The organism is Moorena producens 3L (assembly GCF_000211815.1).
Taxonomy (GTDB): domain Bacteria; phylum Cyanobacteriota; class Cyanobacteriia; order Cyanobacteriales; family Coleofasciculaceae; genus Moorena; species Moorena producens.
This window is the reverse complement of record NZ_GL890942.1, coordinates 101501-123644: the sequence shown is the minus strand read 5'-3', so window position 1 is coordinate 123644 and position 22144 is coordinate 101501. Positions and strand designations below refer to the sequence as shown.

Here is a 22144-nt window from a genome sequence, read left to right as displayed (position 1 = left end):
CCCACCTAAGATTAATCAAAATAGTAAGCTAACGTAGGGTGGGCAGTGGTTGAGACAGATCAAATCAGCCAGCCAATCAAGTTACTAGACACTGCCCACCAAACGATTAATCCCAATCGAACAAATCTAGGATTAGCAAACAACCTTTACTATAAGCATATGCGCTACCCGCACGCTACGCCAACAGCATATGCGCTACCCGCACGCTACGGCAACAGCCGTCAGCCGTCAGCTAATTAACGGGAGGTAGTAAAAAAGCTGCAGTATGCTCCTACGGCTGCTTGAAAATTCCTGCTCCTTTTACTAATCCGACCCCCTGGAGTTCTCTCGCCTGATAGCTGATAGCTAATAGCTGATAGCTGATGGCTTAAAAAACAAACGATAAAACTAAATACTACTCCCTGCTCCCTACTCCCTACTCCCTACCCTAATGCTATAATACTAAAAAGCCAAAGGAGTAAAAGAGGCGAAACCGATGACTCAATTAGAAATTGGTCAAGAAAACGTACCGCCCGAAGAAGACGAAGCTACTCGTGAAATTGCCCAAATCAGTGAACGACTTATTGACAAACATCCTCCTGTAAAACGGGGAGAACATCCCAAAGCTCATGGTTGTGTTAGAGGAGAATTTATCATTGACCCTAACCTCCCTAAGGATGACAAGATTAGAGTTGGTATTTTTAAAGAACCAGGTAAGCGTTTCCCCGCTTGTATTCGCTTCTCAAATTTCAGTGAGCAGAAGGATACCAGAGGTGATGCCCATGGTATGGCGGTTAAACTGATGGGTGTACCAGGAGACAAAGTCTTGGAGGATGAAAAATATGAGGAAACCCAAGACTTTTTGCTAATAGACCACCCGCTTTTCGTAGTTCGCAATGCCAAAGACTACATTGAGTTTTTTGCAGAAATTGAACGTTCCGGAAGCCGGAACCCCTTAAAGTTTTTCATAACTGGACTTAATCCATTTAAATGGCGCTGGCGTGAGATCCAGATCGGACTAAGGATTCGGTTGTCTAAAATTCGCAGTCCATTAGAATCTCAATATTGGAGTACAACTCCATACAAATATGGATCAGGAGCGATTAAATTCTCCCTGAAGCCTTCTCCTGATAATATCTCAACTAGTTCTAAGTCGATTCCTAAAACAGAAAACTATCTCCGCGACGCAATCCGAGAACATCTCAACAATAAAGAAGCTTGCTTTGATTTCTTAATTCAGTTTCAGACCGATGCCGATAAGATGCCAATTGAAGACCCCACCATCGATTGGAAATCACCCTATCAAAAAATAGCTACTCTCAAGATTCCTGCTCAGACCTTTGAATCTCCTGAGCAAATCAAATTCTGTGAAGATTTGTCCTACACCCCATGGCATTCTCTACCAGAGCATAGACCTTTAGGGGGAATTAACCGTCCTCGCAAGCAGGTTTACGAGTTAATTTCTCGGCTACGAAACCAACTGAATAATGTCCCCCATAAAGAACCGACAACAGAAGAATTTTTCTCGATTTTTCCCCTAGATGTCTTGCCGAAGTAGGGAGCAGGGAGTCGGGAGTCGGGAGTCGGGAGTCGGGAGTCGGGAAAGATAGAGAAGTTTAGGAAGTGTGGCAAGTGTGGCAAGTGTGGCAAGTGTGGGGAGCAACTGGCTTGGAAACCCCCAAGACCGCACTACATCGCTGCTCCGAAGCTCCATTTTGCCTCTTGCCTCTTGCCTTTTGCCTCTTGCCTCTTGCCTTTTGCCTCTTGCCTCTTGCCTTTTGCCTCTTGCCTTTTGCCTCTTGCCTTTTGCCTACTCCCTACTCCCTATTCCCTCGATCTGGGTGACCAAACCATGTCCATTGGCGATCGCTAGGCATATTGTCTTCTATTGTTTGTACAACGTCTGCCATGGTGCTGTCTTTGGCAACCCAACCGCCATCGATATCTGGGAAATCGAGCCGACAGTTCTCGCATTTTTTGTCATTGTAAAAGCGGATCGGACACCAGAAAGATTCGACATTCCTCAACATTTCAGCACCAAGGGAATAAACCCCAGTCATCCAGTCACAGTACAGGCACCAAATTAGATCATGACCAACTAAGCCTTCAAACTTCTGGCGACTGACATTGACCCATTCACTGTGCTTGTAAGTTGGGAAGCCGAGTAACCAGATTAGGAATGGATACAAGACTATTTGAGCAAGGCGAATCAAAAAAAACACTGGCAGAACGACAGCTGTCACCCATAATGCCAAGTGGTTTCGCCACCAGCCAAACCGCTGATTGAGGTAGCTAACAATTCTCGGTCCTTGTACTGCCTCAGAATGGACTAATTCATGAGCAACAATCCACAACTGTAGCGCTAATATTTGACCCACTAGGGCAGCCAAAACCCCCACCCAGCCTACAAGTAGTCCACTGATCAGCCAGGGAATCCACACGATCACTGATAAGATCAAATCCAGCCCAGGGGCTTGGGTAAAGGACTCAGAGATAGTCTTGCCTAGCTTACCGAGCTGAGGCATTACGGTTAACAGGGAGATCAACCCAGCTCCCAGAGAAAAAACTGCTGCAAAGGTTAGAGCAAATGGAATCATAACTTGTGATGCACTATAGTGGTTTTCAATTTTGTGATTTTAGGGAACAGGGAACAGGGAACAGGGAACAGGGAACAGAGAATAGGCAAGGGGAAAGAGGCAATAGGCATGCTAGCAATAGGCAATAGGTAAAAAATCCTATGTACCTGATTACGCTAGAAAGCACTATATAGCGTTTTTAACAGGTCTGGAATTTGACAACTCAGGCAAAATTAACCATAAATTGCATGGCGGTGATACTTGGCATAAAAAAGTATCCACCCCCCTTGACGGTTACAAATCGAGGTAGGTTATTAATTCGTTTACGAATCAGTGAACGCTGAATGGTCATATGACCAGAACCGTCATTATCTCCGATGATCGGGTCTTTGTTACCATATAAACGGTTAAATCGAGGATTGTTACACCAAGTTTCCTGAAGAAACTCAAATTGACGCCTAATATTAGCATTAATACTGAAGAAATGCAGTCCTCGGGGCTTGCCATCATCCTCGATATCCACAGGCAACTGACCGTTTTCGATATCATCGATGGGGAATAGAGGTTCTCCGTAAAGGGCTCCCCGTCGAATAATCCGATGCCGATTGGATAGTTTGAAGGAATTCTCTGGGGTGGCATCTAGAAAGGAATCTCTGGGGTTGCTACGACGGATGTGAGCACCGATAGGACAACGATAACCCTCCTTATCTTCTGGTAAGTACTTGAACTGATTCTTGTCCTGAATCTCTGGGTTATCCTGGTCTGGGGCAAGCACTAGGGGCGTACCACTGGGCCAACGTCCTACTAACTTAGCTGCAAGCAAGCTCATAGTTGGAGCATGGGGACAACCCTCGCCATCATGTCCTTGTTGGGCAATATATTGCCAAAAGCCAGCTACATCCTGAGCTAGCTTCCGGTATACCAGGTAAGTTCCATGACGCCCGAAATCTTTGAACTCTGACAGCTCTGTACCTGGAAAACTGGGCAAGATATTATCACTATCCTGGTCTACTGGCACAGATGGGGTAGCAGGCAAGAAATCGTATTGATTGGGATAGCCCAGGATAAACTCCCCAGTCCTAACCACATCTTGATTAGGGTTTTGGTTGTTTCGAGTCCCCTCAATGATCGGCTGGGAAATACTGTCGTTAAAGCCAAAATGCTCCTTATTACTAGTACCTCTAAACCCAGGCTCTTCTGCCACAACCACTAGATTATCTTCTTGATCTTGAAGCAATTGGTTGCGCCGCTGGGCGAGGCTTTCGGGGTCTAATCCATAAAGGACCAACAGCATATGAATCTCTTCATTATTTGAGCCACCGACATCCCATTTATCTGGAGCACTTTCTGCCGTATCTCCTAATATACGAGAACGTTTTGAAGTGGCTATCCCTTCTATTAATTCCCTGGAAAAGGTTTCGAGAGTGTGCTGTGGTAGGTTAAGAGCCTGCAATCCTTTGTGGGTAAAGGCAATGTTCAAGGTAGATTCAGGTTTTTCCGTGGTTCCATCTGGTCGTTTTGGCCACAATTTACCTGTGGTGATTTCCGGGATAATAGTGTTTAACCATGCCTGAGCTTGTTTAGGGTTCTTGATTTGAACAAATAAATATAAGGCATAGCGCAGATGCCCATAACCACTCAATATAATTCCCTGAATATCTTCCCGTGCTTCTGGCGTTAATTCTGACATGGTCACTTCCCTCGTTTCTGGGTTTAGAGTTACAGAGTTATCTCTGAGTTATCGCTGCATCCAGCTGACGATTAATTATTCTATTCAGTAGCTGTTTCAAGAAACCGTTATCAACAAACCGTTAGAGCAGTTTTAACCATTCCTCAATCGCAGCTCGATCAAAATTTGTCCCGATCATTTTGCTAATTTGTTGGTCTCTCAAACTAGTTTGGACAGTTTGCTCAGGATAGGCACTGTAGTAGAATAGGGATGGGGTTTGGTAATCTCGGAAATATTGTTTGAACGCCCCGATATCCTGAGCGCCTCCCTCTGGATAAGTCATTGTGTTGTTCCAAATGGAGTTTAATCCGTCGCTGGCTCGATCAACAAAATCATTCAGATAATTATCCCAGGAGCCATCATAATTACTTAAAAATAGTAAACGTTTCCCTTCATCAATAATCAGCCAACGGGCAAAATGAATTGTAGTGATATTAGCTAGGGATGCCGGGGGAAATAGATATTGTCCAGCCCAATTAACAAGAAACAATACTATCTTCAGACGCTTGATTCGCTCAGGCTTAATGTCTACAAGGTGATTCATTGAGTTCTGGACAAAACGATCTTCTGCGTTGGCCAGAAGCTGACTTTGAGCGAGATCAGCTTTTACACTAGTATATTGTCCAATTTCACTTCTATTTTCCGGTTTGCCCAGTATGCTAGCCAGAAAATTTATTATAACCAAGAGGATTTCGCGAATTAGGTTCAATATCCCTTGAACCAGAGCTACCAATCCTCTCAATATCTTTAATCCATTCAATCCCACAACTTCCCACCAGGTATTAGTTTGAGAAACCTGGGCAACTTTATCTAAAAATGGCTTTACTCCTGAACAATCTAGGTAGTTAGCGACATCCTTAAGATCTAAGAAATTTTCAATATGTTTCCGAATTGCGATGTAGTTCTTGAGGCTTTCGACTGTTTCGTTACGGAAGGCGATGTAGAAGGCTTCGGGCTGATAGGAGTGTTCGTTAATAAATTCAGAGAATTGTGGCTTGCCGGTATAGCCTTGGCATTTTTCCCATAGGCTATCCATTCCTGGTGATATCTGAATTATTTCATTTAGGTAGCTATCTAAGTCACCATCATAATTGCTCGAAAAGAGCAAGCGCGGTCCATTATCAGGATCATTGAGGATGGCAAAACGCGCCAAGTGGGTGTTACGGCTCTCAGGAAAGCGAACATAGGGATTATTTTCTGGATCCGAGTCAATTGCTTCGAGAATTGATTTTAGTTCTGCCTCTTCTCCAGGCTTTATCTTGACAATAACAGTCAGGGGGTTTGGGGACATTTTGCCCTCCATTTAATTAATAATGGGGTTTTGGCGAAACTAAGTTTATGGTTTAGTTTACGGTTTAGTTTACGGTTTAGTTTACGGTTTAGCGATCGCGTTTAACCCTATGTAGCTTTAGACTATAGAGCATTGACGGGTTGGTGTGACTGTAACTTGATGACAATCATCATTAATTATACCCTATTTATTTTATCAAAATTAGTTTTCACTGTCAAAATATAAACATTGTTTACATTATTGTTTACATTACTGTGCTCTGGTCCCTGCCCTCTCCTTGCTAGGGCTCCATTTTCTACATATTTCTTAATATGTTTAGTTGATTGTTTCTGCTATAGTGGGTAAAGTTTGTGGAAAATCCAATGCTCTCAAAGAGCCGCTACTGGATGCTCTAAAGAGACCCTAAGCGAACGCATGTTTCACTATCAAACCAGTGAATCAACTGGGGTGATATAGCCAGGGTCACTTCTTCGGTTTCCCAAGTTAAATTATTAGGTAATAACCCTCGGATACTGAGAGAGTCTGACCCCTTCACCCGAACACTAATTAAATTATGCATGCCTAGATTTTCCACGAGGTAGATGCGACCCTCAATCCTATATTTATCCTCTGGTTGAGCTAAGGCCACATCTTCTGGGCGGATACCTAGGACAATCTGTGGCGGCACTTTAGGCAAATTTGGCAAAGGAATTTTGACCTCACCCAAGATGGCATAATTCCCCTGACAGTGAAGTGTCAGTAAGTTCATTTGGGGAGAACCGACAAAACTAGCCACAAACTGATTTGCTGGCTGCTTGTAAATGCCCTGGGGTGTATCTAGCTGTTGCAGCTTACCCTCAGATAACACCGCAATCTTGGTTGAGAGGGTCATCGCTTCGGTTTGGTCATGAGTAACATAAACCACTGGTGCCTTTTGAGCAACAAATAGCTGCTTCAAATCCGCCCTAACTTGCTCTCGCAGCAAAGCATCCAAGTTACTCAGAGGTTCGTCTAACAAAAACACAGCCGGTTGCCGCACCAATGCCCTGCCCAGAGCAACCCGCTGGCGCTGACCACCAGATAGCTGACTAGGCTTACGCTCCATCAAATTTTCCAGTCCCAGTTTACCAGCTACTTCCTGCACCAGGCTCCGAATTTGGTCAGAAGGGACTTTATGGAGTTTCAGACTAGCGGCCATATTGTCATATACGGTCATATGAGGATAGAGAGCATAGCTTTGGAAAACCATAGCGATATTGCGATCGCCTGGTCTAACATGAGTAACATCCCGTCCATTGATAACTACTTTGCCATGGGTGGGTTGCTCTAACCCAGCAATTAGTCGCAGCATCGTAGATTTACCACATCCCGATGGCCCAAGTAGGGTCAGAAATTCTCCTTCATCCACTTCTAAGCTAATGTCGTTAACTGGGATGACGTTACCCTTGTTAGTCTTGTAGATTTTATTAATATTATGTAGTTCTAGTTTAGGCATACTATCTGGAGGTTTGGAGGTTTGGAGGTTATTTGGTTGAAGGTTATTTGGTTGAAGGTTGAAGGTTATTTGGTTGAAGGTTATTTGGTTGAAGGTTATTTGGTTGAAGGTTTTTAGGTGAAAAGTTGAGCGTGGATATCACTGTCTTGATACAGTCGCTGATGATTTTGGAGCTGTGTGCGAACGCGATCGCATTACTTCCCCAATAGGGCACTGCCTCCCCAAGACCGCGCTAGATGGCTTTTGCAATTAGGCAAAATTCGCGGGAAAATTATACTCTCCTTCCATCTACCCATCAATGTTTACAATTCAGATGCAAACAGAAACGATCTGAGGGAAGTCAAGTTTCAAAACTGTCAATCAATACGATAATCTCCTTCATCCTCGCGGAGTCGGTTTTGATCAGGGTAGGTTTTCAGATATGCCATGAATCCTGTAATTTGTCGGCTGCACTTCTGGCATAGATCAAATAGTTGTGTAAACTGAGATTGATGAATGTAACCAGCATCAAGAGCAACATAGGCTTGAGAACGTAATTCACCCGCAGAGCCTCTAGCTCGACCTAAAAACTCAATAAAAAGACGTTGTGTCCGACTCTCAAAGCCCTCAGCAATATTTGACATGATAGAAACCGCTGCACGACGCATCTGGTTGCACAAACCAAAATCACGGGAAAACGCTCCCTCCTTTGAAAGTGCGTAAACCAACCTTGTCAACTCCCGTGCTGTCTGCCATCCCTGAATTTCTTCAAATCGTTTTATCGTTCCCATACTCTTCCAAACTCAAAAGATTCAATCTTAAAAAATTCAATCTTAAAACCTTCCCTACAAAGAACGCCAAGGCCGAACAACCTCCAACCCTCCAACCCTCCAACCCTCCAACCCTCCAACCCTCCAACCCTCCAACCCTCCAACCTCCAACCCTCCAACCTCCAACCTTCAACCTTCAACCTTCAACCTTCAACCCTCCAACCCTCCAACCCTCCAACCCTCCAAACCTCCAACCTCCAACCTCCAACCTTCAACCCTCCAAACCTTCAACCCCCAAAGAGTCAACCCTTAACTGCTCCCGATGTTAAACCTTGGACAATTTTACCTTGGAAAAACATTACTAATACCACTAGGGGAAATGTTCCTATAACTGTCATAGCCGCAATGGAACCGTAGGGAATCTCTTTTCCCAGAGAACCACTTAACTGAGCCGCAGCAACGGGCAGGGTTTTCATAGATTCTTGGCTAATGAAAGTGAGGGCTAAAATAAATTCATTCCAAGCAAAAATAAAGGTAAGTATTCCTGTTGTTACTAAAGCTGGAACGGTTAGAGGTAATAGAATTTCGATTAGCATTTGCCAGGTGCTATAGCCATCGACTTTAGCAGCATCTTCTAGCTCTGGCGGTAGCTGTTGAAAAAAGCTGCGCATCACTAATAGGGTGAGAGGAAGGTTGATAGCTGTATAGGAAATAATCAGGCTTAGATAATTATTCCCTAGTTTAATAATTTTGATAAGTTCCAGGAGTCCTAGGAATATCAAAATAAAGGGAAATAATGTGATAATGATAATCCCAGCAATGATGATTTTTTCTCCCCTTAGGGTTAACCGTGCTAAGGCGTAAGCAGCGGGAGTTCCTATCCCTAAACACAATAGTGTGGAAGTAATTGATACAAAGGTGCTGTTGAAAATATAGTGGACTAGGGGGCGCAGGGTAAATAAGTTTATATAGTGGTCAAGTGTATACCGCTTAGGGAAATAAATATTGGGAAGGGAAGAGATATCTTGGTTGACTTTGATGGAAGTGAGGAATTGCCAAAGGAGTGGTGCTAGGCAGAAAATTATCAATAAGATGATTCCTAGGGGCAGGATAATTAGTTTGATAATGTTAATTTGTTTTGTTTTCGGTTGAGGGGATGATGAGTTAGGCATAGGACTTACGAAGTTGAGTTGGTTTTGCCCCCCTAACCACCCAATTTGGGGGGGAATGATGTCAAAGTCCCCCAGAATTGGGGGATTTAGGGGGCTTTGCGTAACTCCTGAGGCAGAATAGTCATTAGTTGCGTGAGCCTAGGGCTATAATTACCACCGTGGTTACCAGTATCAAAAAGGTTACTACCACAAGGGCAGCACCATAACCAAAGTCTAGATAATCCATGACAGTGGTATAGATGTAGAGAGATACAACTTCTGTAGCTCCTCCCGGACCACCTCCAGTCATCACTTTGATCAGGTCGAAGACTCCGAAAGCTTGGGCAAAGCGGAACAGTAGGGAAATTAGGATTTGGGGCGTCAATAGCGGTAGAGTAATTTGCTTGAAACTTTGCCAGGGGGTAGCACCGTCTAGGGCATGGGCTTCGTATAGGTCTTGGGGAATAGACTGCAAGCCAGCTAGGAGCAAAATGCTGATGAAGGGTGTAGTTTTCCAAACGTCTGCGGCAATCACTGCCATCATCGCTGTTGTAGGGTATCCTAGCCAGTTGATTCCGTCTTGAATAATACCTAGACGCAGTAAGATATCATTCCAAACCCCAAACTGGTCATTAAACATCCAAGCCCATACTAGACCGATCAAAGCAGTTGGCAAGGCCCAAGGCAGGATAGCGATGGTGCGCACAATACCCCTTCCTTTAAAGGTTTGATTTAAAATTAATGCGATCGCAATTCCTAACACCAGTTCCAGAGCAACAGATACTGAGGTAAAAATCACAGTATTCCAGAGACTCTGCCAGAAGCGACCATCCCCCATCATTCGCCCATAATTATTGAGACCAGAAAAGACCGGTTGTAGCTGTGTCCCTAGGTTCTTAGTGAACAAACTTAACCAGAACGAACGCAAAATAGGATAGCCATAGACTAGCAGCAGTAGTAACAATGCTGGTGTTACCAACAACCACCCTGTCCTTTGCTCCTGTGCTGCTATCGGATCAGTTTTCATTCAACAATTTAGAATTTAGAATTTAGAATTTAGAATTTAGAATTTAGAATTTAGAATTTAGAATTTAGAATTTAGAATTTAGAATTTAGAATTTAGAATTTAGAATTTAGAATTTAGAATTATACATTCTGCCTTCTGCCTTCTGCCTTCTGCCTTCTGCCTTCTGCCTTCTGCCTTCTGCCTTCTGCCTTCTGCCTTCTGCCTTCTGCCTTCTGCCTTCTACATTCTACATTCTACATTCTACATTCTACATTCTTCCTTCTACATTCTTCCTTCTACATTCTTCCTTCTACATTCTACATTCTACATTCTTCATTCTTCCTTCTTCATTCTTCATTCTTCATTCTTCATTCTTCATTCTTCATTCTTCATTCTAAATTCTACCGACAACAGCCTACGGGTTTGATCAGCTGCTGCTTTCATCATTTTTTCAGCACTGAGTTTGGGATTAGTTAGCACAGCATTGAGGTACCGTTGTAAAATATCAGATACCTGAGAATATTGGGGAACTGGTGGACGCAAGACAGCCCCCTCTAACACCTCTAGCAATTTTGGATAGTGGGGATACTTAGCAACAATATCTGGGTCTGCAAACAGCTTCCGTCGGGTTGGCAGATAGCCAGTTTCCAGAGTATACCGACGCTGGGCTTTGTCACTGGTGAAATACTCAATAGCTCTCCAGGCTTCCTCAGGATGTTTGGAAGATTTAGCAATTCCCAAACCCCAACCTCCTAAGCAAGCACCAGCTTTGCCACCAGGACCATGAACCATAGGGCTAATGCCAATCTTGCCTTTGACCTTTGAACCCTCTTGATTTGCCAATGACCAAACATAGGGCCAATTCCTCAGAAATACTGCATCCCCATTTTGAAACAACAGTCGTGTTTCTTCTTCCTGATAGGTAGTGACGCCAGGGGGTGAAATCCCTTGTTTGATGGTGCTGCGCAGAAATTCTACAGCTTTAATCGCTTCCGGTTTATCCAAACCCACTTCCAAGGTTTCCGGGTCAACCCAGAAACCACCAAAGCCTGCAAGTATCTCCACAAACATGGCTGATAACCCTTCATATTGACGACCTTGCCAAAGATAGCCCCATTTGGGATCATGGTTTTCCTGCAATTGTTGGGAAATGTTGACCAACTGCTCAAAGGTTTTTGGCTCTTGGAATCCAGCTTGCTCTAGCAAATCCTGACGATAGTAGAGGATACCACCATCGGAACGGAATGGTATGCGGTATAGTTTCCCCTGGTAGCGTCCTGAATCAACTGCTTTATCCAGAAATTCGTTTAAATACTCCTTACTAACTCGGTCCGATAAATCTAGTAACCACCCTGCAGCCGCAAATTTAGGAGCCCAAATCACGTCCATGTTAATCAGGTCATAGGGTGAGTCTCCTAAAATGAAAGCAGAGGTATAGAGGTCTTCTGTTAAGTCAGAGTTTAATGGTCCTTCGATCAGTTCGATTTGAATATCTGGATTCTCTAGCTCAAAATTCTTGACCAGTAGTTCCTGCCAATAAGCAAATTCCCCCGCTCCCATCAATAGGGTGAGTTGAACAGGGGGCTGGGTCAGTGCTGGTAGTGCCCAAAACTGGGACAGGAGCACACTGGCAACCAGCATTCCCAAAAGAATCAGGATTACGAAAGGTCTAAGCAGTTTAGTGAAACCTTAATCAGCGCGTCGCAGCATTCATCAGTTTAGCATCAACTATCCGACTCTCTAGGAACTTCATACAGATCGGCTTTGCCCCGAGCATAACTATGGGCAAGCTCAGAAGAGCAAAGATAATTGTAGATAACACGATTGGTCTCAGGAAAGATTTATCGATTGTAGATTGGTTCATGATTAAATGCTTACCTTAAACAAGTTCTAGTACTGGTGGTGAACTCAATGGCTAGGTAACGTTACAGGCTCCGTAGCCGGTATTGTTCCTGTTTTTGCTCCGTACACAAATAATCTACCGATCTCACCAAGAGCAGTCGATAACTAAAAGTTAAGGAAAGTTATGGAGTTGCCCTAGGATTGGACTTAAATCAAACATGAGGTATACCCAATCGCTAACATAACGCAAATGCGATCGCAAACCCCTGAGGTTCAAACTAGGACAAAACGCTGGAAATAAAGCTACCGTTCAAAACAAACGAAAAGCTGACATGATCAGCGTTTTTAAGTGCCACAAAGCGGTACTAGTCATTGAGTTTTAAGTAGCTATCCTAAGGGAGTAATTGTGAACGGATCTACAATCCAAAAATTAATCTTGGCACCAGTCTTCATTTCAACTACACTCTTTTGTGTCTTCACCTTACCCGTAGCCCTATTTGGTGAAGAGTCCCTCACCATCCGCATGCAAGATGAACTATTTTTTCATGGTAAAGTCAGGGATTCGGCGGCTCCTTACTTGGGACTAGCGATGTTAATCAGTTTGGGAGTAGGTATCTCTAATGCTACTTTAGCTGGGTGGCAGGACTCTTCCCGGAAGTCAGCTACCATTGAGTCTGAGTTAGACACTATCGAGCAAGCTCTTCAGGAGAAGGAAAAGTTAATTCAACAACTACAAGTTTCAACATCCGAGCTGAACACAGAGAAGCAACAGAAGCTAGATAATGTGGTTGCTTATGAAGAAGTAAAATTTGCTGCTGCCAGCGTACCGATGGCAAAGAAGGTTTCTCGGACCGTGGTCATGGAGAAACCGATAACAGTTATGGAACCGTTAATAGTTACCCAGGAACCAGTGCTTGAAAACCTAGGGATGTCATGGCAACAGAGTAAGGTAAAAGCTGGAATCTATCAGTTTGCCTCTGCTCAAACGTTCTTAGGCTACACCAAGGGATGCAGTCGGCCAAAGGGAGTTTCCCCCATTCGCGACGGCATCAAGAATACTTCTTCTGCATCTGAACAATCCACAAGCATCAGAAATCCTCAAGTTCTGGCGAAAAAAATTGTGCTAGTTGAAGCACTCCAAAGTCAAATCCAAAACCTATCGGTTCAGCTAGAATCTCTCCAAACATCTTTAAAAGCAGCACCCCAAGTATCTGATCAAGCTCAAGTTGCAGCTTAGATAATAAGTAAGCTATCAGCATTCAGCTATCAGCATTCAGCTATCAGCATTCAGCTATCAGCATTCAGCTATTGGCCAAGCTACGGAAACAGCTTTTTAATAAAAGAAGCTGACCGCTGACCGCTGACCGCTGAATGCTGACAAACTATCAGCAGCACTTTATAGGCGGTCTTTACTTTAAAAAGACCGCCTATGACTATAAGAAGCATGTTATATTATTAAGTACAGTTAATCACTTTTAAAATCGGTTATCCTCTGAAAGTTAATTGTTAAGTTTTAATTGTTAATTTTTAATTTTTAATTTTTAATTAACAATTAATTTTATTTTTAGGAATGATATAGCGTTGATCATAATTTGATCATACTTACAGCGTTTTTCATAACTATGAGGTACACAGGATTTTTTCCCTGTTCCCTGTTCCCTGTTCTGTTCCCTGTTCCCTGTTCCCTGTTCCCTGTTCCCTGTTCCCTGCTCCCTAAAACCTACTCCCTGCTCCCTAAAACCTAGCATTTTGTACCTCACGACCTTGAAAATTGCTAGATTAAACTTTGCTCAGAGGCATTTTCCCATCCTTAACCTCAAGCAGATGTGACCTAGAGGATTCCACTAGGTCAATTTCCAGACCTTCCCGCGCCATAATCGTATTAGAAAACTCCTTAACAGCCTGTTCTCCAAGCTGATCCAAGAAATCATCGTTATGGAGGGGGTCATGATGGAAGATGACTAATTTTTTAGCATTAGCAGCTCGAGCAACTTTGATAGCTTCCTGCCAGGTGGAATGTCCCCAACCAATTTTGCTCGATATCTCAGAGTAGTATTCTTGATCAGTGTAGGCAGCATCATAAATCATCAGGTCTGCATTACGGGCCAGCCGCAGGACATTTTTATCGAAACCTTCTTCGAGGTGTTCTGTGTCAGTGATGTAGGCAGCTGAATAGCCTCGCCAGTTAACTCGATAGCCAACGGCTTCACCTGGATGGTTCAAGGGTGCATTTTCTACCGTAATCTCACCAATATTGACTGTTTCTCCAATCTCAAGGTCATAGAACTTCTTTTTCGATTGCATAATTTGCAAGGGCACCGGAAAATTTGGGTGGGTCATCTGATCAGTTAGACGTTTCTCGATGGTGGCACCATTAGGGGCGCGGGTGCCATAAATATGGAAACAATTCCTTTTAATAAAGGCAGGGGTAAAGAAAGGGAAACCCTGAATATGGTCCCAATGGGAGTGGGTAAAAAATAGATGAGCTTCTACGGGCATCTCTTTCAGGAGAGACTGTCCCAAAACTCGCAACCCTGTGCCACCATCAAAAATCAGACGCTCACGACCAACTCGGATCTCTATACAAGGTGTGTTGCCTCCATACCGAACTGTTTCTGGTCCTGGACAGGCAATACTACCTCTGACGCCCCAAAAACGAATAGTGAATAAGTTGTGGGTATTAGACATAATTTTTCCTTGCAGGCTTTTGCAGTTAGTTCATCAGTGAGGGTTTTCTGACGAAGAGGGTGTCAGTGTATGGTAATCCAGGAAGGGGCAAAGGTAAAGCTAGAATAGTCAAGTACCCTTGGCCCAATTCCTATTTACCCTTAGCTTTTCTAGCTAGAATTCAAGCACATTGCACAGCACGCCTTAGCACAAGAGTCACACTAATAATTAGCAACGATCTCACCTGGATGTTACTGGTTAGAGGTGATTAGCGGACTGAATTCCCCTGTTGTTGTAGGGTGTGTCGATTATACAAAGTAGCTCAAGTTTACCAGTATAGTTCATCAATCTGGAACTATGATGGCTCATAGCAAGTACTTCTTATTCCTATGATTCCCAAAAGCTTAGCAATATTCACCTGAATGTCTTGTAAGTTACACAACCCAAGTATGTGATTTTGATCACATACTTGGCAGTGGTACCAGAGGAAAACTACACCTGACATAGATTCCCCCTCGAAGGTATGATCAACAGAAACCAGATTAATGACCAATGACCAATCAAAAGATAGTTGTCAAAGTCGGCACATCTAGTTTAACCCAACCAGCAACAGGTCAGTTGGCCCTATCCACTATTGCTGCCCTAGTGGAAACCCTGAGTCGGCTCCGTTCTGAAGGTCATCAAGTGGTACTGGTTACATCTGGCGCTGTGGGGATTGGCTGTGGGCGACTGGGCTTAACATCACGACCGAATACACTCCCTCTCAAACAAGCGATCGCAGCAGTTGGTCAAGGACGGCTGATGCGGATATATGATGACTTATTTAGTAACCTCAACCAACCTATTGCTCAGATTCTCCTCAGCCGCCGAGATTTTGTACAGCGTAGTTGCTATGTCAATGCCTATGCTACCTTTCGGGAGCTACTCCAGCTGGGGGTGATCCCTGTGGTGAATGAAAATGATACGGTAGCCGTAGATGAACTTAAATTTGGGGATAACGATACCCTTAGCGCCCTAGTCGCTAGTTTGATTGAATCGGATTGGTTGTTTTTACTAACTGATGTGGATAGACTTTACTCAGCAGACCCCCGTAAGGTACCGGATGCTGAACCAATTATTTCAGTCAATAGCATTGAGGAGTTAACTGAACTAGAGGTACAAGCTGATGACTCAGGCTCTGGTTGGGGCACTGGTGGGATGGTAACTAAAGTAGCTGCTGCCCGAATTGCTACCAATGCTGGGGTTAGAACTGTAATCACTGAAGGACGACGTCCGAATAACATAGAAAGAATTTTACAGGGAGAATCCCTGGGCACCCAGTTTGCCCCCCAAGCTCAAACCAATAAAGCCCGCAAGCACTGGATTGCTTACAGTTTAGTGCCAGCCGGGAAACTTTATCTTGATAATGGAGCGCTAAAGGCAGTTTGTGATGGGGGCAAATCTCTATTAGCAGCTGGTATTACTGCCATAGAGGGGGATTTTCGCTCATCAGATGCCGTAGAGCTATGTGACAGCAATGGCATGGAAATTGCTAGGGGACTGGTGAACTACAACAGTAATGAATTACATAAGATTCGAGGGCATAAATCCGAACAAATCCTGACTATTTTGGGTTACAAGGGGGCAGAAACTGTGGTTCATCGGGATAACTTGGTACTGATGAATTAGGGAGTAGGGAGTAGGGAGTAGGGAGTAGGGAGTAGGGAGTAGGGAGTAGGGAGTAGGGAATCGGGAATCGGGAATCGGGAAAAAATCCTGTATACCTGATAGCTCTGATCAACGCTAGATAACGGTGTTTTGAGGATATTTTTAATTCGTGGCTGCCTTTTTTGCTGATTCTACCCAACTATCAAAGAGTTGCTGATTTTTCTTTATCCATTCTTCGGCATGGCGGCGAATATCTTTTGGGCTACTTTCACCATCTTGTACCAGTTTTTGTTGAGCATTCACATCGTCAATTGGAACTGTCATCAACTCAAACAGGCGTTTGGCAGCTGGATTTGCTGCTAAAAATTTCTTGTTTGCCATCACCCGAACTTTATCCACAGCAAAACCCACATTTTTTCCGTTAATAGTAGTATCTTTTTCGGTTATATTTTCCTGTTCTTTAGGTAGTGAAATAAAAGGAACCTCTAATCTAATGGTATCTTCTCCTGGCTTTAATACTGTCACTGACCAGTGGGGACTATAGCTATAAAATAAAATAGGTTGTCCTTGTTTATAGCGACCCAATGTGGCGGCCAAGAGAACATCATAGTTGCCTTGGTCATGTTCAACGGTATCGCGCAACTTGTAAGCATCCAGCTGATGTTCAATTACCAACTCACACCCCCAACCTGGATTACAACCAGTTAAGTTAGCTTTGCCATCTCCATCAGAGTCAAAAAGCTTGGCAATTTTGGGGTCTTTTAGTTGTCCGAAATTAGTAATTTTGTATTGTTCAGCAGTTTTTTTATCTATCTGATAGCTTTGCAAACCATCAGCAATAATTACTCCCACCTTTTCTAATTTTTGGTCACCACCGTTTTCTAAAAAGAATTTTTTGTGTATATTTTGCCAATGAACACTGTAGAAATCTACGTCGCCATTCCTGACAGAAATGTGTGCCAGGGGAATACTAAGTTGTTTTATTGCTGCAGGTTTATAACCAACCTTTTCCAAACCAATATTGATGATTTCGGAAACAAATAAGGCATAGGTGGAAACCGAGGATGCAGAACTGACCTTGACTCCTTTACCTGCTGTGGATTGACTCCCATTTGGGGTCTGTGCTTCACAGGCGATTAAACTGAGGCATAGAGCTGCTGCTAGGATAATACAAATAAATTGATTGATTTTCCTGATGGTCATTTCTTGGATTCTATTTGATCAGGTGCTATCGGGATGTTACAGCTAGATTTTGCCTGAAATCCTGGTAAGGCGCAATCCCGACTACGGATCATAGGGTGGAATGGGCTGTTGGTGGCATGGGCATGTTGCCTGTTTCATTTCCGGGCAGGCAGGATGCCCACTCTACTGGTCGGGCGGGCAGGATGCCTACTCTACTGCTATTTCGCGCAGCGGGCAGGATGCCCACTCTACTCCTATTGATTCGTTGATTCAGCAACGCCCAATTTCTTGCTTAAACACTGGTTTCCAATGCTATCTTACGGAATGAAGAGCCGACCGACTCCCATATAATTGTCAATTTCAATCACAATTTCAAGTAGCCTATCTACACATTTATCCCGATAGGCTCGTTCATCCAAGACCCGATCAGCATTGCCAATTGTGATGACAGGAAGGGAATTGGACTTGTTTTCTTCACGCAAAACCTTCTCTAATGCATCCTTACCTTTCATCTTTCGATTGGCTGTCAATAGAATCATCTGATTGGCTTGAGCAAAGCGCCAAACAATTCGATCATTGCTATCGATTGGTAGCTCAACTTCTTGAAAGGAGACGAAACGGATGGGGAGAGTCTCAAGCCAACCTTGATTAGCAATGTTGCCTAACAAAACTACTGCATGTCTCTCAAGATTGTGATCAATCAAGAAAATCATGCTTTCTGTGCGTGTCTTGCTTTCTGTTCCTGGAGTTTTGCCCACAACGCTTCTCGACCGGGTTTAGGGGGCATTTTTGCAATGCGAGCAAAGTGTTCTCGATTCCGCTGTTCCCAGTACTGTCGGTTTTCCTGTTCCTCCTGCAAAATAGTTTGATACTCGGCTTCGACTTGGGTACGATTGTCTTCGATGTATGATAGGGCTGCGCTTACTTGTTCCTTAGTTAGGTTAAGAACATCCCCAATTAATTTTGGTGGATACTGAGCTGTGACATAATCCATCACATCGTAGAGGGTGATGCGTGTTCCGGCAATGGTTAATCCCCATTCTGTGCGAATTATAGCTGTATTGCTATTAGAAACTGGAGCCATATCTATCGCTTTCTTAATGTATCTCTATTTTACGAAGTATTTAAGTATTCAGCGGTCAGTGGTCAGCTTAAAATCAGGCGTTGTTTAATAATAGAATGATTTTAAGAGTTTTTTAGAATGGGCATGTTGGTGGAACAGGCATCTTGCCTGTTTCATTTCCGGGCGGGCAGGATGCCCACTCTGCTGATATTCATCCCGCCCCTCAGCAATGGCACATCTGTTCCTAATGCTGCAAGGTCTAGTCACAAAACTAGGGTTTTAACGCAAGACACGCTCGATATATACCCGTCCATAAAGGAGAGCGCAAAATTTGCAGATTTTGACGATAGATTCGAGTATCAGGATCATTTGGCCCTAACTTCTGTTCGGCAATCTCCAATGCCTGTTGATAAAGGGGTTTAGCCTCATCATAGCGCCCGATTGAGTAGTAGAGTAAACCCAGGTTGTTGAGAATGGTAGCCACATCGGGATGGTTCTCACCCAAGCGGCTTCTAGTTATCTCTAAACATTGCTGATACAAGGGTTCAGCCTGGTCATAGCTACCTTGACCGTAATAGAATCTTCCTAAGCCAACAAAGGGCCAGATTAAATCTTCATCCCTGAGCCAGTCAGTTAGGACTGTGGCAGCTTCGGCTAAATGAGGGATGGCGGGGGTAACTGCTGCAATCTGATCGCGAGTTGGTGTCTTGGGAATTTTTTTGGCCACAGCCACCATTCCTTGACAAAAGCGTTGCTTGTAGCAATCGGCCTCTGGTAATTGAGCCAGCTTGGTCTGGAAAAATTCTCGCATTAGTTGATGAAGCCGATAGGTTTGCTGTTCGGTCAGTTGCAACAAATTACGATTTACCAGAAAGCGATTGGCCGTAGGCCACGCTACGCGAACGCGTAACTCTTCCAATACTTCTTGTTGTTGATACCATTGTTCCTGATTTTCATCGATAACACAAGTCTCTACCAGTGACCACTGAAAAGGAGCAGGAGCAAACAAACTCAGAAGACATCCTAACTGTTGGGCTTCTGGTGGCAAACTGTTCCAAGATAACTCAAACGCTTCTACAGAGTAGGCCCTAGCATGATTAATAATGTTACTGGGGTGATTTAAGCTTATCTCTTTTTTTTTGAGGCATTCCTTGATAAATCTCTTGACACCAAGATAGACCTGACTATCTTGAGATTCTGGTTTGCATAGGTCAATGTGATTCTTTGGTATCGCAACCGGCTTCACTTTTTCAATGCCTGGGTTGGCACTATCCTCGTCTACAACCAAAATCCCGTTTACAGCCTGGGTTTCGTAATAGACTTTTGTGGCAATTCCTAGACTCCGAACATGTTCTCGATACCATTCATTTAATTCCCGTAACTGAGGGGAATGAGCTTTTAGTTCTTTTACACTTATTGTAGTTCGTGTCAGAAAGTTAATATTATCAATTAAATTAGCTAGATGAGACCCAGTGTGGGGAGTAGCCAGAAATACAATCCCTTTCGTCTGCTCAAGAATAGCTTGCTTTTGAAAGGTCAAGGCACTGTTGAGCATCTTTTGGGAGCATCCCATTTTGGAAACAATATTACCCAAAGCAACGATATTTCAAGGGTTTCAGCCCCCTAAAAAGAGCTAACGTGCCAAATTGGGATGCTCCCCATCTTTTTGACTAAAAGCCCGCCCATACTGTGAGCAATAAAGATTAATGGACGTTGGCCGAAATCGTTGATATCTAGCCACTCTAATAAATTACTGGCTTGATCGAAAAGGGGCATACTGCTGTGGCTTGTCCAGTTTGTCGCTTCAGCGTCATACCCAAAAGACCAGATGTTAACGCATAAATTATCTTTTCCTAACCAACCTAGCCAGCAGTCATCATCATCCCGTTTTCCCTGGGGATGCCAGGTGCTGATAGCATCCCCTCCCAGCCCGTGAACAAACACCACATCCGCACTGGGCAATAAGTCCTGATAGCTTGAGATTTCGATTAAGCCGGTTAAATCCCTCAACGGTTACCCTCAAGTTAATTATATAGCATTAACTAGTAGATGCCTGAAACCCAATCTCGAATTATTTTAACACAGGAAAATATAGGGAGTCGGAAATTCTAAATTCTAAATTCTAAATTCTAAATTCTAAATTCTAAATTCTAAATTCTAAATTCTAAATTCTAAATTCCATAACCGTACAATTTCTTTCAATTATCCCTCCGAAAAAAAATTATAAAACCCCTTGACAAATTAAAATGTTATCGTTATGATTATATTTGTAACTTAACAACGAATTGTTAACTATGTCCGACAATTTTCGCCCTAACCCAGAAAACAATCCTGAGGAAATTACTCCTAGTAATACGCCTCAGGAACCTTCCCAAAAAAAATACCCCATTAAGCACATTTTGAAAGGCTCCCGCCAGGCAATAAACAACACCATTTATACCCTTTATGCACGGGGTTACGCCCAAGTTGACGAGTGGAGCCCCCTTCAGCCGACTGACATTCCTGGCGAATTCATGACGGTAATGACGAAGTACTTAATGCTGGGTTAAGGGCTTAAATTTTGGGGGGCTTTGCCCCCCCAAAGCATCAGGTCTGATGTCAGCGGTCAGCGGTCAGCCGTCAGTGGTCAGTGTTTAGCTGATAGCTGAAAACGGATAGCTAATAGCTAATAGCTGATACGCGACACGCTGATAGCTTACGGTCTGATCGGATTATGTTTGATTAGGTTTACAAAGTTGAGACATAAGTAACAATTCCTAGCCGTGGAACATAGTTCTGCGGCTACTTTTTTTTGGTTAGCAGGTTGTTCGCGAAGCGTGGCCTTTTGGCCAAGGTTATTTGGTTGTTCGCGAAGCGTGGCCTTTTGGCCAAGGTTAGATGGTTGTTCGCCTTTGGCGTTCGAGTAGGGTAGGTTTAAGGTTATGATGTTGTAGGTTATTAACAGGCTCAGCTGATCAACACAAGACCTCTTGAGGTGATCAACAAGTGTTCTATTGTGATTAATCCTTGGTGGGCAGTGCCTAGCAACCCGATGGCAAGCACATTAATCTGTCTGTTGCACTGCCCACCCTACATCTACTTAATAAAATTCTCCTTGGTGGGCAGTGCCTAGCAACCCGATGGCAAGCACATTAATCTGTCTGTTGCACTGCCCACCCTACATCTACTTAATAAAATTCTCCTTGGTGGGCAGTGCCTAGCAACCCGATGGCAAGCACATTAATCTGTCTGTTGCACTGCCCACCCTACATCTACTTAATAAAATTCTCCTTGGTGGGCAGTGCCTAGCAACCCGATGGCAAGCACATTAATCTGTCTGTTGCACTGCCCACCCTACATCTACTTAATAAAATTCTCCCCATCTCCCCATCTCCCCGACTCCCGACTCCCGACTCCCGATTCCCGACTCCCGATTCCCGATTCCCGATTCCCTCCAATAACAAATTTAAAAATGAAAAAATACCTAACTACTTTATTGCTGTTGCTAACATTATCCTTTGCCTTTGCACCTCCCGCTCTTGCTTTCTCCTACTGCCGCACTAAAAATAACAACCGGATTTGCATCCTTAGCATTAAGCGGAGTGCTAAGTATCTATGGGAATATCGAGCAGCAGTTAGTGTTAATGGCGTTGCTACTCCTATAGAAATATATAATTGTCGCAATCGCATTAGAGTTAAGAAATACAGAACTGTTGTGCCATTTCAAGACAATGGTCCAGGGGAACTTATCTGTAGTATTTTGAAAAAATAGTATAATGTAAGCTATCAGCGTGTCGCGTATCAGCGAA

At 43.6% G+C, this 22144-nt stretch carries 28 protein-coding genes; 10 read left to right on the top strand and 18 right to left on the bottom strand.

The genetic code is table 11. The annotated features are described in order from the left end of the window. Nucleotides 1-45: 45 nt before the first annotated feature. Together LYNGBM3L_RS41370 and LYNGBM3L_RS21195 are read left to right on the top strand one after the other, a co-directional pair. A complete protein-coding gene (locus LYNGBM3L_RS41370; RefSeq protein WP_131827047.1) occupies nt 46-240 on the top strand; it encodes a hypothetical protein in 195 nt (64 codons plus the stop codon). A gap of 235 nt (nt 241-475) precedes the next feature. Next, nucleotides 476-1537: a catalase family protein gene (locus tag LYNGBM3L_RS21195; protein ID WP_008187683.1), complete on the top strand. Its 1062-nt coding sequence runs from the start codon at nt 476-478 to the stop codon at nt 1535-1537. On the opposite strand, the gene LYNGBM3L_RS44060 is transcribed toward LYNGBM3L_RS21195, so the two are convergent. After that, the gene (locus LYNGBM3L_RS44060) at nt 1517-1693 is read right to left on the bottom strand and encodes a hypothetical protein (protein ID WP_154659876.1); all 177 of its coding nucleotides are present in this window, start codon (nt 1691-1693) and stop codon (nt 1517-1519) included. The genes LYNGBM3L_RS21195 and LYNGBM3L_RS44060 overlap by 21 nt on opposite strands. A 15-nt stretch (nt 1694-1708) precedes the next feature. Here LYNGBM3L_RS44060 and LYNGBM3L_RS44055 point away from each other — a divergent pair, with 15 nt between their 5' ends. Further along, nucleotides 1709-1852, top strand: coding sequence for a hypothetical protein (locus LYNGBM3L_RS44055; RefSeq protein ID WP_154659875.1), 144 nt, complete (start codon nt 1709-1711; stop codon nt 1850-1852). Here the strand turns inward: LYNGBM3L_RS44055 and LYNGBM3L_RS21190 are convergent. The 6 genes from LYNGBM3L_RS21190 to LYNGBM3L_RS21170 form a co-directional block, all read right to left on the bottom strand. Continuing rightward, nucleotides 1797-2576 (bottom strand): hypothetical protein, encoded by a 780-nt coding sequence (locus LYNGBM3L_RS21190; protein WP_008187682.1) that lies wholly within the window; start codon nt 2574-2576, stop codon nt 1797-1799. The genes LYNGBM3L_RS44055 and LYNGBM3L_RS21190 overlap by 56 nt on opposite strands. A gap of 202 nt (nt 2577-2778) precedes the next feature. After that, nucleotides 2779-4245: a Dyp-type peroxidase gene (locus LYNGBM3L_RS21185; protein WP_008187681.1), complete on the bottom strand. Its 1467-nt coding sequence runs from the start codon at nt 4243-4245 to the stop codon at nt 2779-2781. Nucleotides 4246-4366: 121 nt separating this feature from the next. After that, nucleotides 4367-5575 (bottom strand): hypothetical protein, encoded by a 1209-nt coding sequence (locus LYNGBM3L_RS21180; protein WP_044494152.1) that lies wholly within the window; start codon nt 5573-5575, stop codon nt 4367-4369. A 391-nt stretch (nt 5576-5966) separates the two neighbouring features. Continuing rightward, nucleotides 5967-7049, bottom strand: coding sequence for an ABC transporter ATP-binding protein (locus LYNGBM3L_RS21175; RefSeq protein ID WP_008187679.1), 1083 nt, complete (start codon nt 7047-7049; stop codon nt 5967-5969). Nucleotides 7050-7092: 43 nt separating this feature from the next. Then, entirely contained in the window at nt 7093-7263 is a 171-nt protein-coding gene (locus LYNGBM3L_RS46005) for a hypothetical protein (RefSeq protein WP_165691841.1), read from the bottom strand. 142 nt (nt 7264-7405) lie between these two features. Further along, entirely contained in the window at nt 7406-7756 is a 351-nt protein-coding gene (locus LYNGBM3L_RS21170) for a four helix bundle protein (protein WP_202799230.1), read from the bottom strand. A gap of 2 nt (nt 7757-7758) precedes the next feature. Between LYNGBM3L_RS21170 and LYNGBM3L_RS48865 the strand changes: the two genes are divergently transcribed. Beyond that, nucleotides 7759-8127: a hypothetical protein gene (locus LYNGBM3L_RS48865; protein WP_165691807.1), complete on the top strand. Its 369-nt coding sequence runs from the start codon at nt 7759-7761 to the stop codon at nt 8125-8127. On the opposite strand, the gene LYNGBM3L_RS21160 is transcribed toward LYNGBM3L_RS48865, so the two are convergent. The 4 genes from LYNGBM3L_RS21160 to LYNGBM3L_RS44050 all read right to left on the bottom strand — a co-directional run bounded on the left by LYNGBM3L_RS21160 (nt 8101) and on the right by LYNGBM3L_RS44050 (nt 11819). Then, on the bottom strand, nt 8101-8970 hold the full coding sequence (locus LYNGBM3L_RS21160; RefSeq protein WP_008187675.1) for a carbohydrate ABC transporter permease: 870 nt from the start codon (nt 8968-8970) through the stop codon (nt 8101-8103). The genes LYNGBM3L_RS48865 and LYNGBM3L_RS21160 overlap by 27 nt on opposite strands. Before the next feature lie 124 nt (nt 8971-9094). Beyond that, nucleotides 9095-9976, bottom strand: coding sequence for a carbohydrate ABC transporter permease (locus tag LYNGBM3L_RS21155; protein WP_008187674.1), 882 nt, complete (start codon nt 9974-9976; stop codon nt 9095-9097). Nucleotides 9977-10330: 354 nt separating this feature from the next. Beyond that, on the bottom strand, nt 10331-11596 hold the full coding sequence (locus LYNGBM3L_RS21150; protein ID WP_008187673.1) for an ABC transporter substrate-binding protein: 1266 nt from the start codon (nt 11594-11596) through the stop codon (nt 10331-10333). 52 nt (nt 11597-11648) lie between these two features. Beyond that, nucleotides 11649-11819, bottom strand: coding sequence for a hypothetical protein (locus LYNGBM3L_RS44050; protein WP_008187672.1), 171 nt, complete (start codon nt 11817-11819; stop codon nt 11649-11651). Nucleotides 11820-12203: 384 nt separating this feature from the next. On the opposite strand from LYNGBM3L_RS44050, the gene LYNGBM3L_RS21145 reads away from it, so the two are divergent. Together LYNGBM3L_RS21145 and LYNGBM3L_RS48860 are read left to right on the top strand one after the other, a co-directional pair. Continuing rightward, complete coding sequence (locus LYNGBM3L_RS21145) at nt 12204-13034, top strand: hypothetical protein (RefSeq protein WP_044494144.1); 831 nt, start codon at nt 12204-12206, stop codon at nt 13032-13034. A gap of 385 nt (nt 13035-13419) precedes the next feature. Next, on the top strand, nt 13420-13542 hold the full coding sequence (locus tag LYNGBM3L_RS48860) for a hypothetical protein (protein WP_267872071.1): 123 nt from the start codon (nt 13420-13422) through the stop codon (nt 13540-13542). A gap of 34 nt (nt 13543-13576) precedes the next feature. On the opposite strand, the gene LYNGBM3L_RS21135 is transcribed toward LYNGBM3L_RS48860, so the two are convergent. Then, nucleotides 13577-14485: an MBL fold metallo-hydrolase gene (locus LYNGBM3L_RS21135; RefSeq protein WP_008187668.1), complete on the bottom strand. Its 909-nt coding sequence runs from the start codon at nt 14483-14485 to the stop codon at nt 13577-13579. A 531-nt stretch (nt 14486-15016) separates the two neighbouring features. Between LYNGBM3L_RS21135 and proB the strand changes: the two genes are divergently transcribed. Next, nucleotides 15017-16132: a glutamate 5-kinase gene (proB, locus tag LYNGBM3L_RS21130; RefSeq protein ID WP_008187667.1), complete on the top strand. Its 1116-nt coding sequence runs from the start codon at nt 15017-15019 to the stop codon at nt 16130-16132. Here the strand turns inward: proB and LYNGBM3L_RS45995 are convergent. Continuing rightward, nucleotides 16068-16244: a hypothetical protein gene (locus LYNGBM3L_RS45995; RefSeq protein ID WP_154659874.1), complete on the bottom strand. Its 177-nt coding sequence runs from the start codon at nt 16242-16244 to the stop codon at nt 16068-16070. The genes proB and LYNGBM3L_RS45995 overlap by 65 nt on opposite strands. Before the next feature lie 29 nt (nt 16245-16273). Beyond that, on the bottom strand, nt 16274-17314 hold the full coding sequence (proX, locus tag LYNGBM3L_RS21125) for a glycine betaine/L-proline ABC transporter substrate-binding protein ProX (protein WP_008187666.1): 1041 nt from the start codon (nt 17312-17314) through the stop codon (nt 16274-16276). Between the two features lie 95 nt (nt 17315-17409). Here proX and LYNGBM3L_RS44040 point away from each other — a divergent pair, with 95 nt between their 5' ends. Then, complete coding sequence (locus LYNGBM3L_RS44040) at nt 17410-17562, top strand: hypothetical protein (RefSeq protein ID WP_154659873.1); 153 nt, start codon at nt 17410-17412, stop codon at nt 17560-17562. A gap of 48 nt (nt 17563-17610) precedes the next feature. Here LYNGBM3L_RS44040 and LYNGBM3L_RS21120 read toward each other — a convergent pair whose 3' ends face one another. The 4 genes from LYNGBM3L_RS21120 to LYNGBM3L_RS21105 all read right to left on the bottom strand — a co-directional run bounded on the left by LYNGBM3L_RS21120 (nt 17611) and on the right by LYNGBM3L_RS21105 (nt 20366). Beyond that, complete coding sequence (locus LYNGBM3L_RS21120; protein WP_008187665.1) at nt 17611-18006, bottom strand: DUF5615 family PIN-like protein; 396 nt, start codon at nt 18004-18006, stop codon at nt 17611-17613. Continuing rightward, the gene (locus tag LYNGBM3L_RS21115; RefSeq protein WP_008187664.1) at nt 18003-18377 is read right to left on the bottom strand and encodes a DUF433 domain-containing protein; all 375 of its coding nucleotides are present in this window, start codon (nt 18375-18377) and stop codon (nt 18003-18005) included. Before LYNGBM3L_RS21115 ends, LYNGBM3L_RS21120 begins: the two co-directional genes overlap by 4 nt. A gap of 250 nt (nt 18378-18627) precedes the next feature. Further along, nucleotides 18628-19929, bottom strand: a complete 1302-nt coding sequence (locus LYNGBM3L_RS45990; RefSeq protein WP_008187663.1) for a tetratricopeptide repeat protein — start codon at nt 19927-19929, stop codon at nt 18628-18630. Nucleotides 19930-19979: 50 nt separating this feature from the next. Continuing rightward, complete coding sequence (locus tag LYNGBM3L_RS21105; protein ID WP_008187662.1) at nt 19980-20366, bottom strand: esterase/lipase family protein; 387 nt, start codon at nt 20364-20366, stop codon at nt 19980-19982. Between the two features lie 284 nt (nt 20367-20650). Between LYNGBM3L_RS21105 and LYNGBM3L_RS21100 the strand changes: the two genes are divergently transcribed. Next, nucleotides 20651-20905: a hypothetical protein gene (locus tag LYNGBM3L_RS21100; protein ID WP_008187661.1), complete on the top strand. Its 255-nt coding sequence runs from the start codon at nt 20651-20653 to the stop codon at nt 20903-20905. 746 nt (nt 20906-21651) lie between these two features. Further along, complete coding sequence (locus LYNGBM3L_RS21095; protein ID WP_324293498.1) at nt 21652-22107, top strand: hypothetical protein; 456 nt, start codon at nt 21652-21654, stop codon at nt 22105-22107. Nucleotides 22108-22144: the final 37 nt, after the last annotated feature.

Excerpts from the sequence above, each read along its gene's own strand:
- LYNGBM3L_RS21195 (WP_008187683.1), top strand. The coding sequence starts at position 476 with ATGACTCAATTAGAAATTGGTCAAGAAAACGTACCGCCCGAAGAAGAC.
- LYNGBM3L_RS44060 (WP_154659876.1), bottom strand. The coding sequence starts at position 1,693 with ATGGAGCTTCGGAGCAGCGATGTAGTGCGGTCTTGGGGGTTTCCAAGC.
- LYNGBM3L_RS21190 (WP_008187682.1), bottom strand. The coding sequence starts at position 2,576 with ATGATTCCATTTGCTCTAACCTTTGCAGCAGTTTTTTCTCTGGGAGCT.
- LYNGBM3L_RS21185 (WP_008187681.1), bottom strand. The coding sequence starts at position 4,245 with ATGTCAGAATTAACGCCAGAAGCACGGGAAGATATTCAGGGAATTATA.
- LYNGBM3L_RS21180 (WP_044494152.1), bottom strand. The coding sequence starts at position 5,575 with ATGTCCCCAAACCCCCTGACTGTTATTGTCAAGATAAAGCCTGGAGAA.
- LYNGBM3L_RS21175 (WP_008187679.1), bottom strand. The coding sequence starts at position 7,049 with ATGCCTAAACTAGAACTACATAATATTAATAAAATCTACAAGACTAAC.
- LYNGBM3L_RS21160 (WP_008187675.1), bottom strand. The coding sequence starts at position 8,970 with ATGCCTAACTCATCATCCCCTCAACCGAAAACAAAACAAATTAACATT.
- LYNGBM3L_RS21155 (WP_008187674.1), bottom strand. The coding sequence starts at position 9,976 with ATGAAAACTGATCCGATAGCAGCACAGGAGCAAAGGACAGGGTGGTTG.
- LYNGBM3L_RS21150 (WP_008187673.1), bottom strand. The coding sequence starts at position 11,596 with ATGCTGGTTGCCAGTGTGCTCCTGTCCCAGTTTTGGGCACTACCAGCA.
- LYNGBM3L_RS44050 (WP_008187672.1), bottom strand. The coding sequence starts at position 11,819 with ATGAACCAATCTACAATCGATAAATCTTTCCTGAGACCAATCGTGTTA.
- LYNGBM3L_RS48860 (WP_267872071.1), top strand. The coding sequence starts at position 13,420 with ATGAGGTACACAGGATTTTTTCCCTGTTCCCTGTTCCCTGTTCTGTTC.
- LYNGBM3L_RS21135 (WP_008187668.1), bottom strand. The coding sequence starts at position 14,485 with ATGTCTAATACCCACAACTTATTCACTATTCGTTTTTGGGGCGTCAGA.
- proB (WP_008187667.1), top strand. The coding sequence starts at position 15,017 with ATGACCAATCAAAAGATAGTTGTCAAAGTCGGCACATCTAGTTTAACC.
- proX (WP_008187666.1), bottom strand. The coding sequence starts at position 17,314 with ATGACCATCAGGAAAATCAATCAATTTATTTGTATTATCCTAGCAGCA.
- LYNGBM3L_RS21120 (WP_008187665.1), bottom strand. The coding sequence starts at position 18,006 with ATGATTTTCTTGATTGATCACAATCTTGAGAGACATGCAGTAGTTTTG.
- LYNGBM3L_RS21115 (WP_008187664.1), bottom strand. The coding sequence starts at position 18,377 with ATGGCTCCAGTTTCTAATAGCAATACAGCTATAATTCGCACAGAATGG.
- LYNGBM3L_RS45990 (WP_008187663.1), bottom strand. The coding sequence starts at position 19,929 with ATGGGATGCTCCCAAAAGATGCTCAACAGTGCCTTGACCTTTCAAAAG.
- LYNGBM3L_RS21100 (WP_008187661.1), top strand. The coding sequence starts at position 20,651 with ATGTCCGACAATTTTCGCCCTAACCCAGAAAACAATCCTGAGGAAATT.
- LYNGBM3L_RS21095 (WP_324293498.1), top strand. The coding sequence starts at position 21,652 with ATGGCAAGCACATTAATCTGTCTGTTGCACTGCCCACCCTACATCTAC.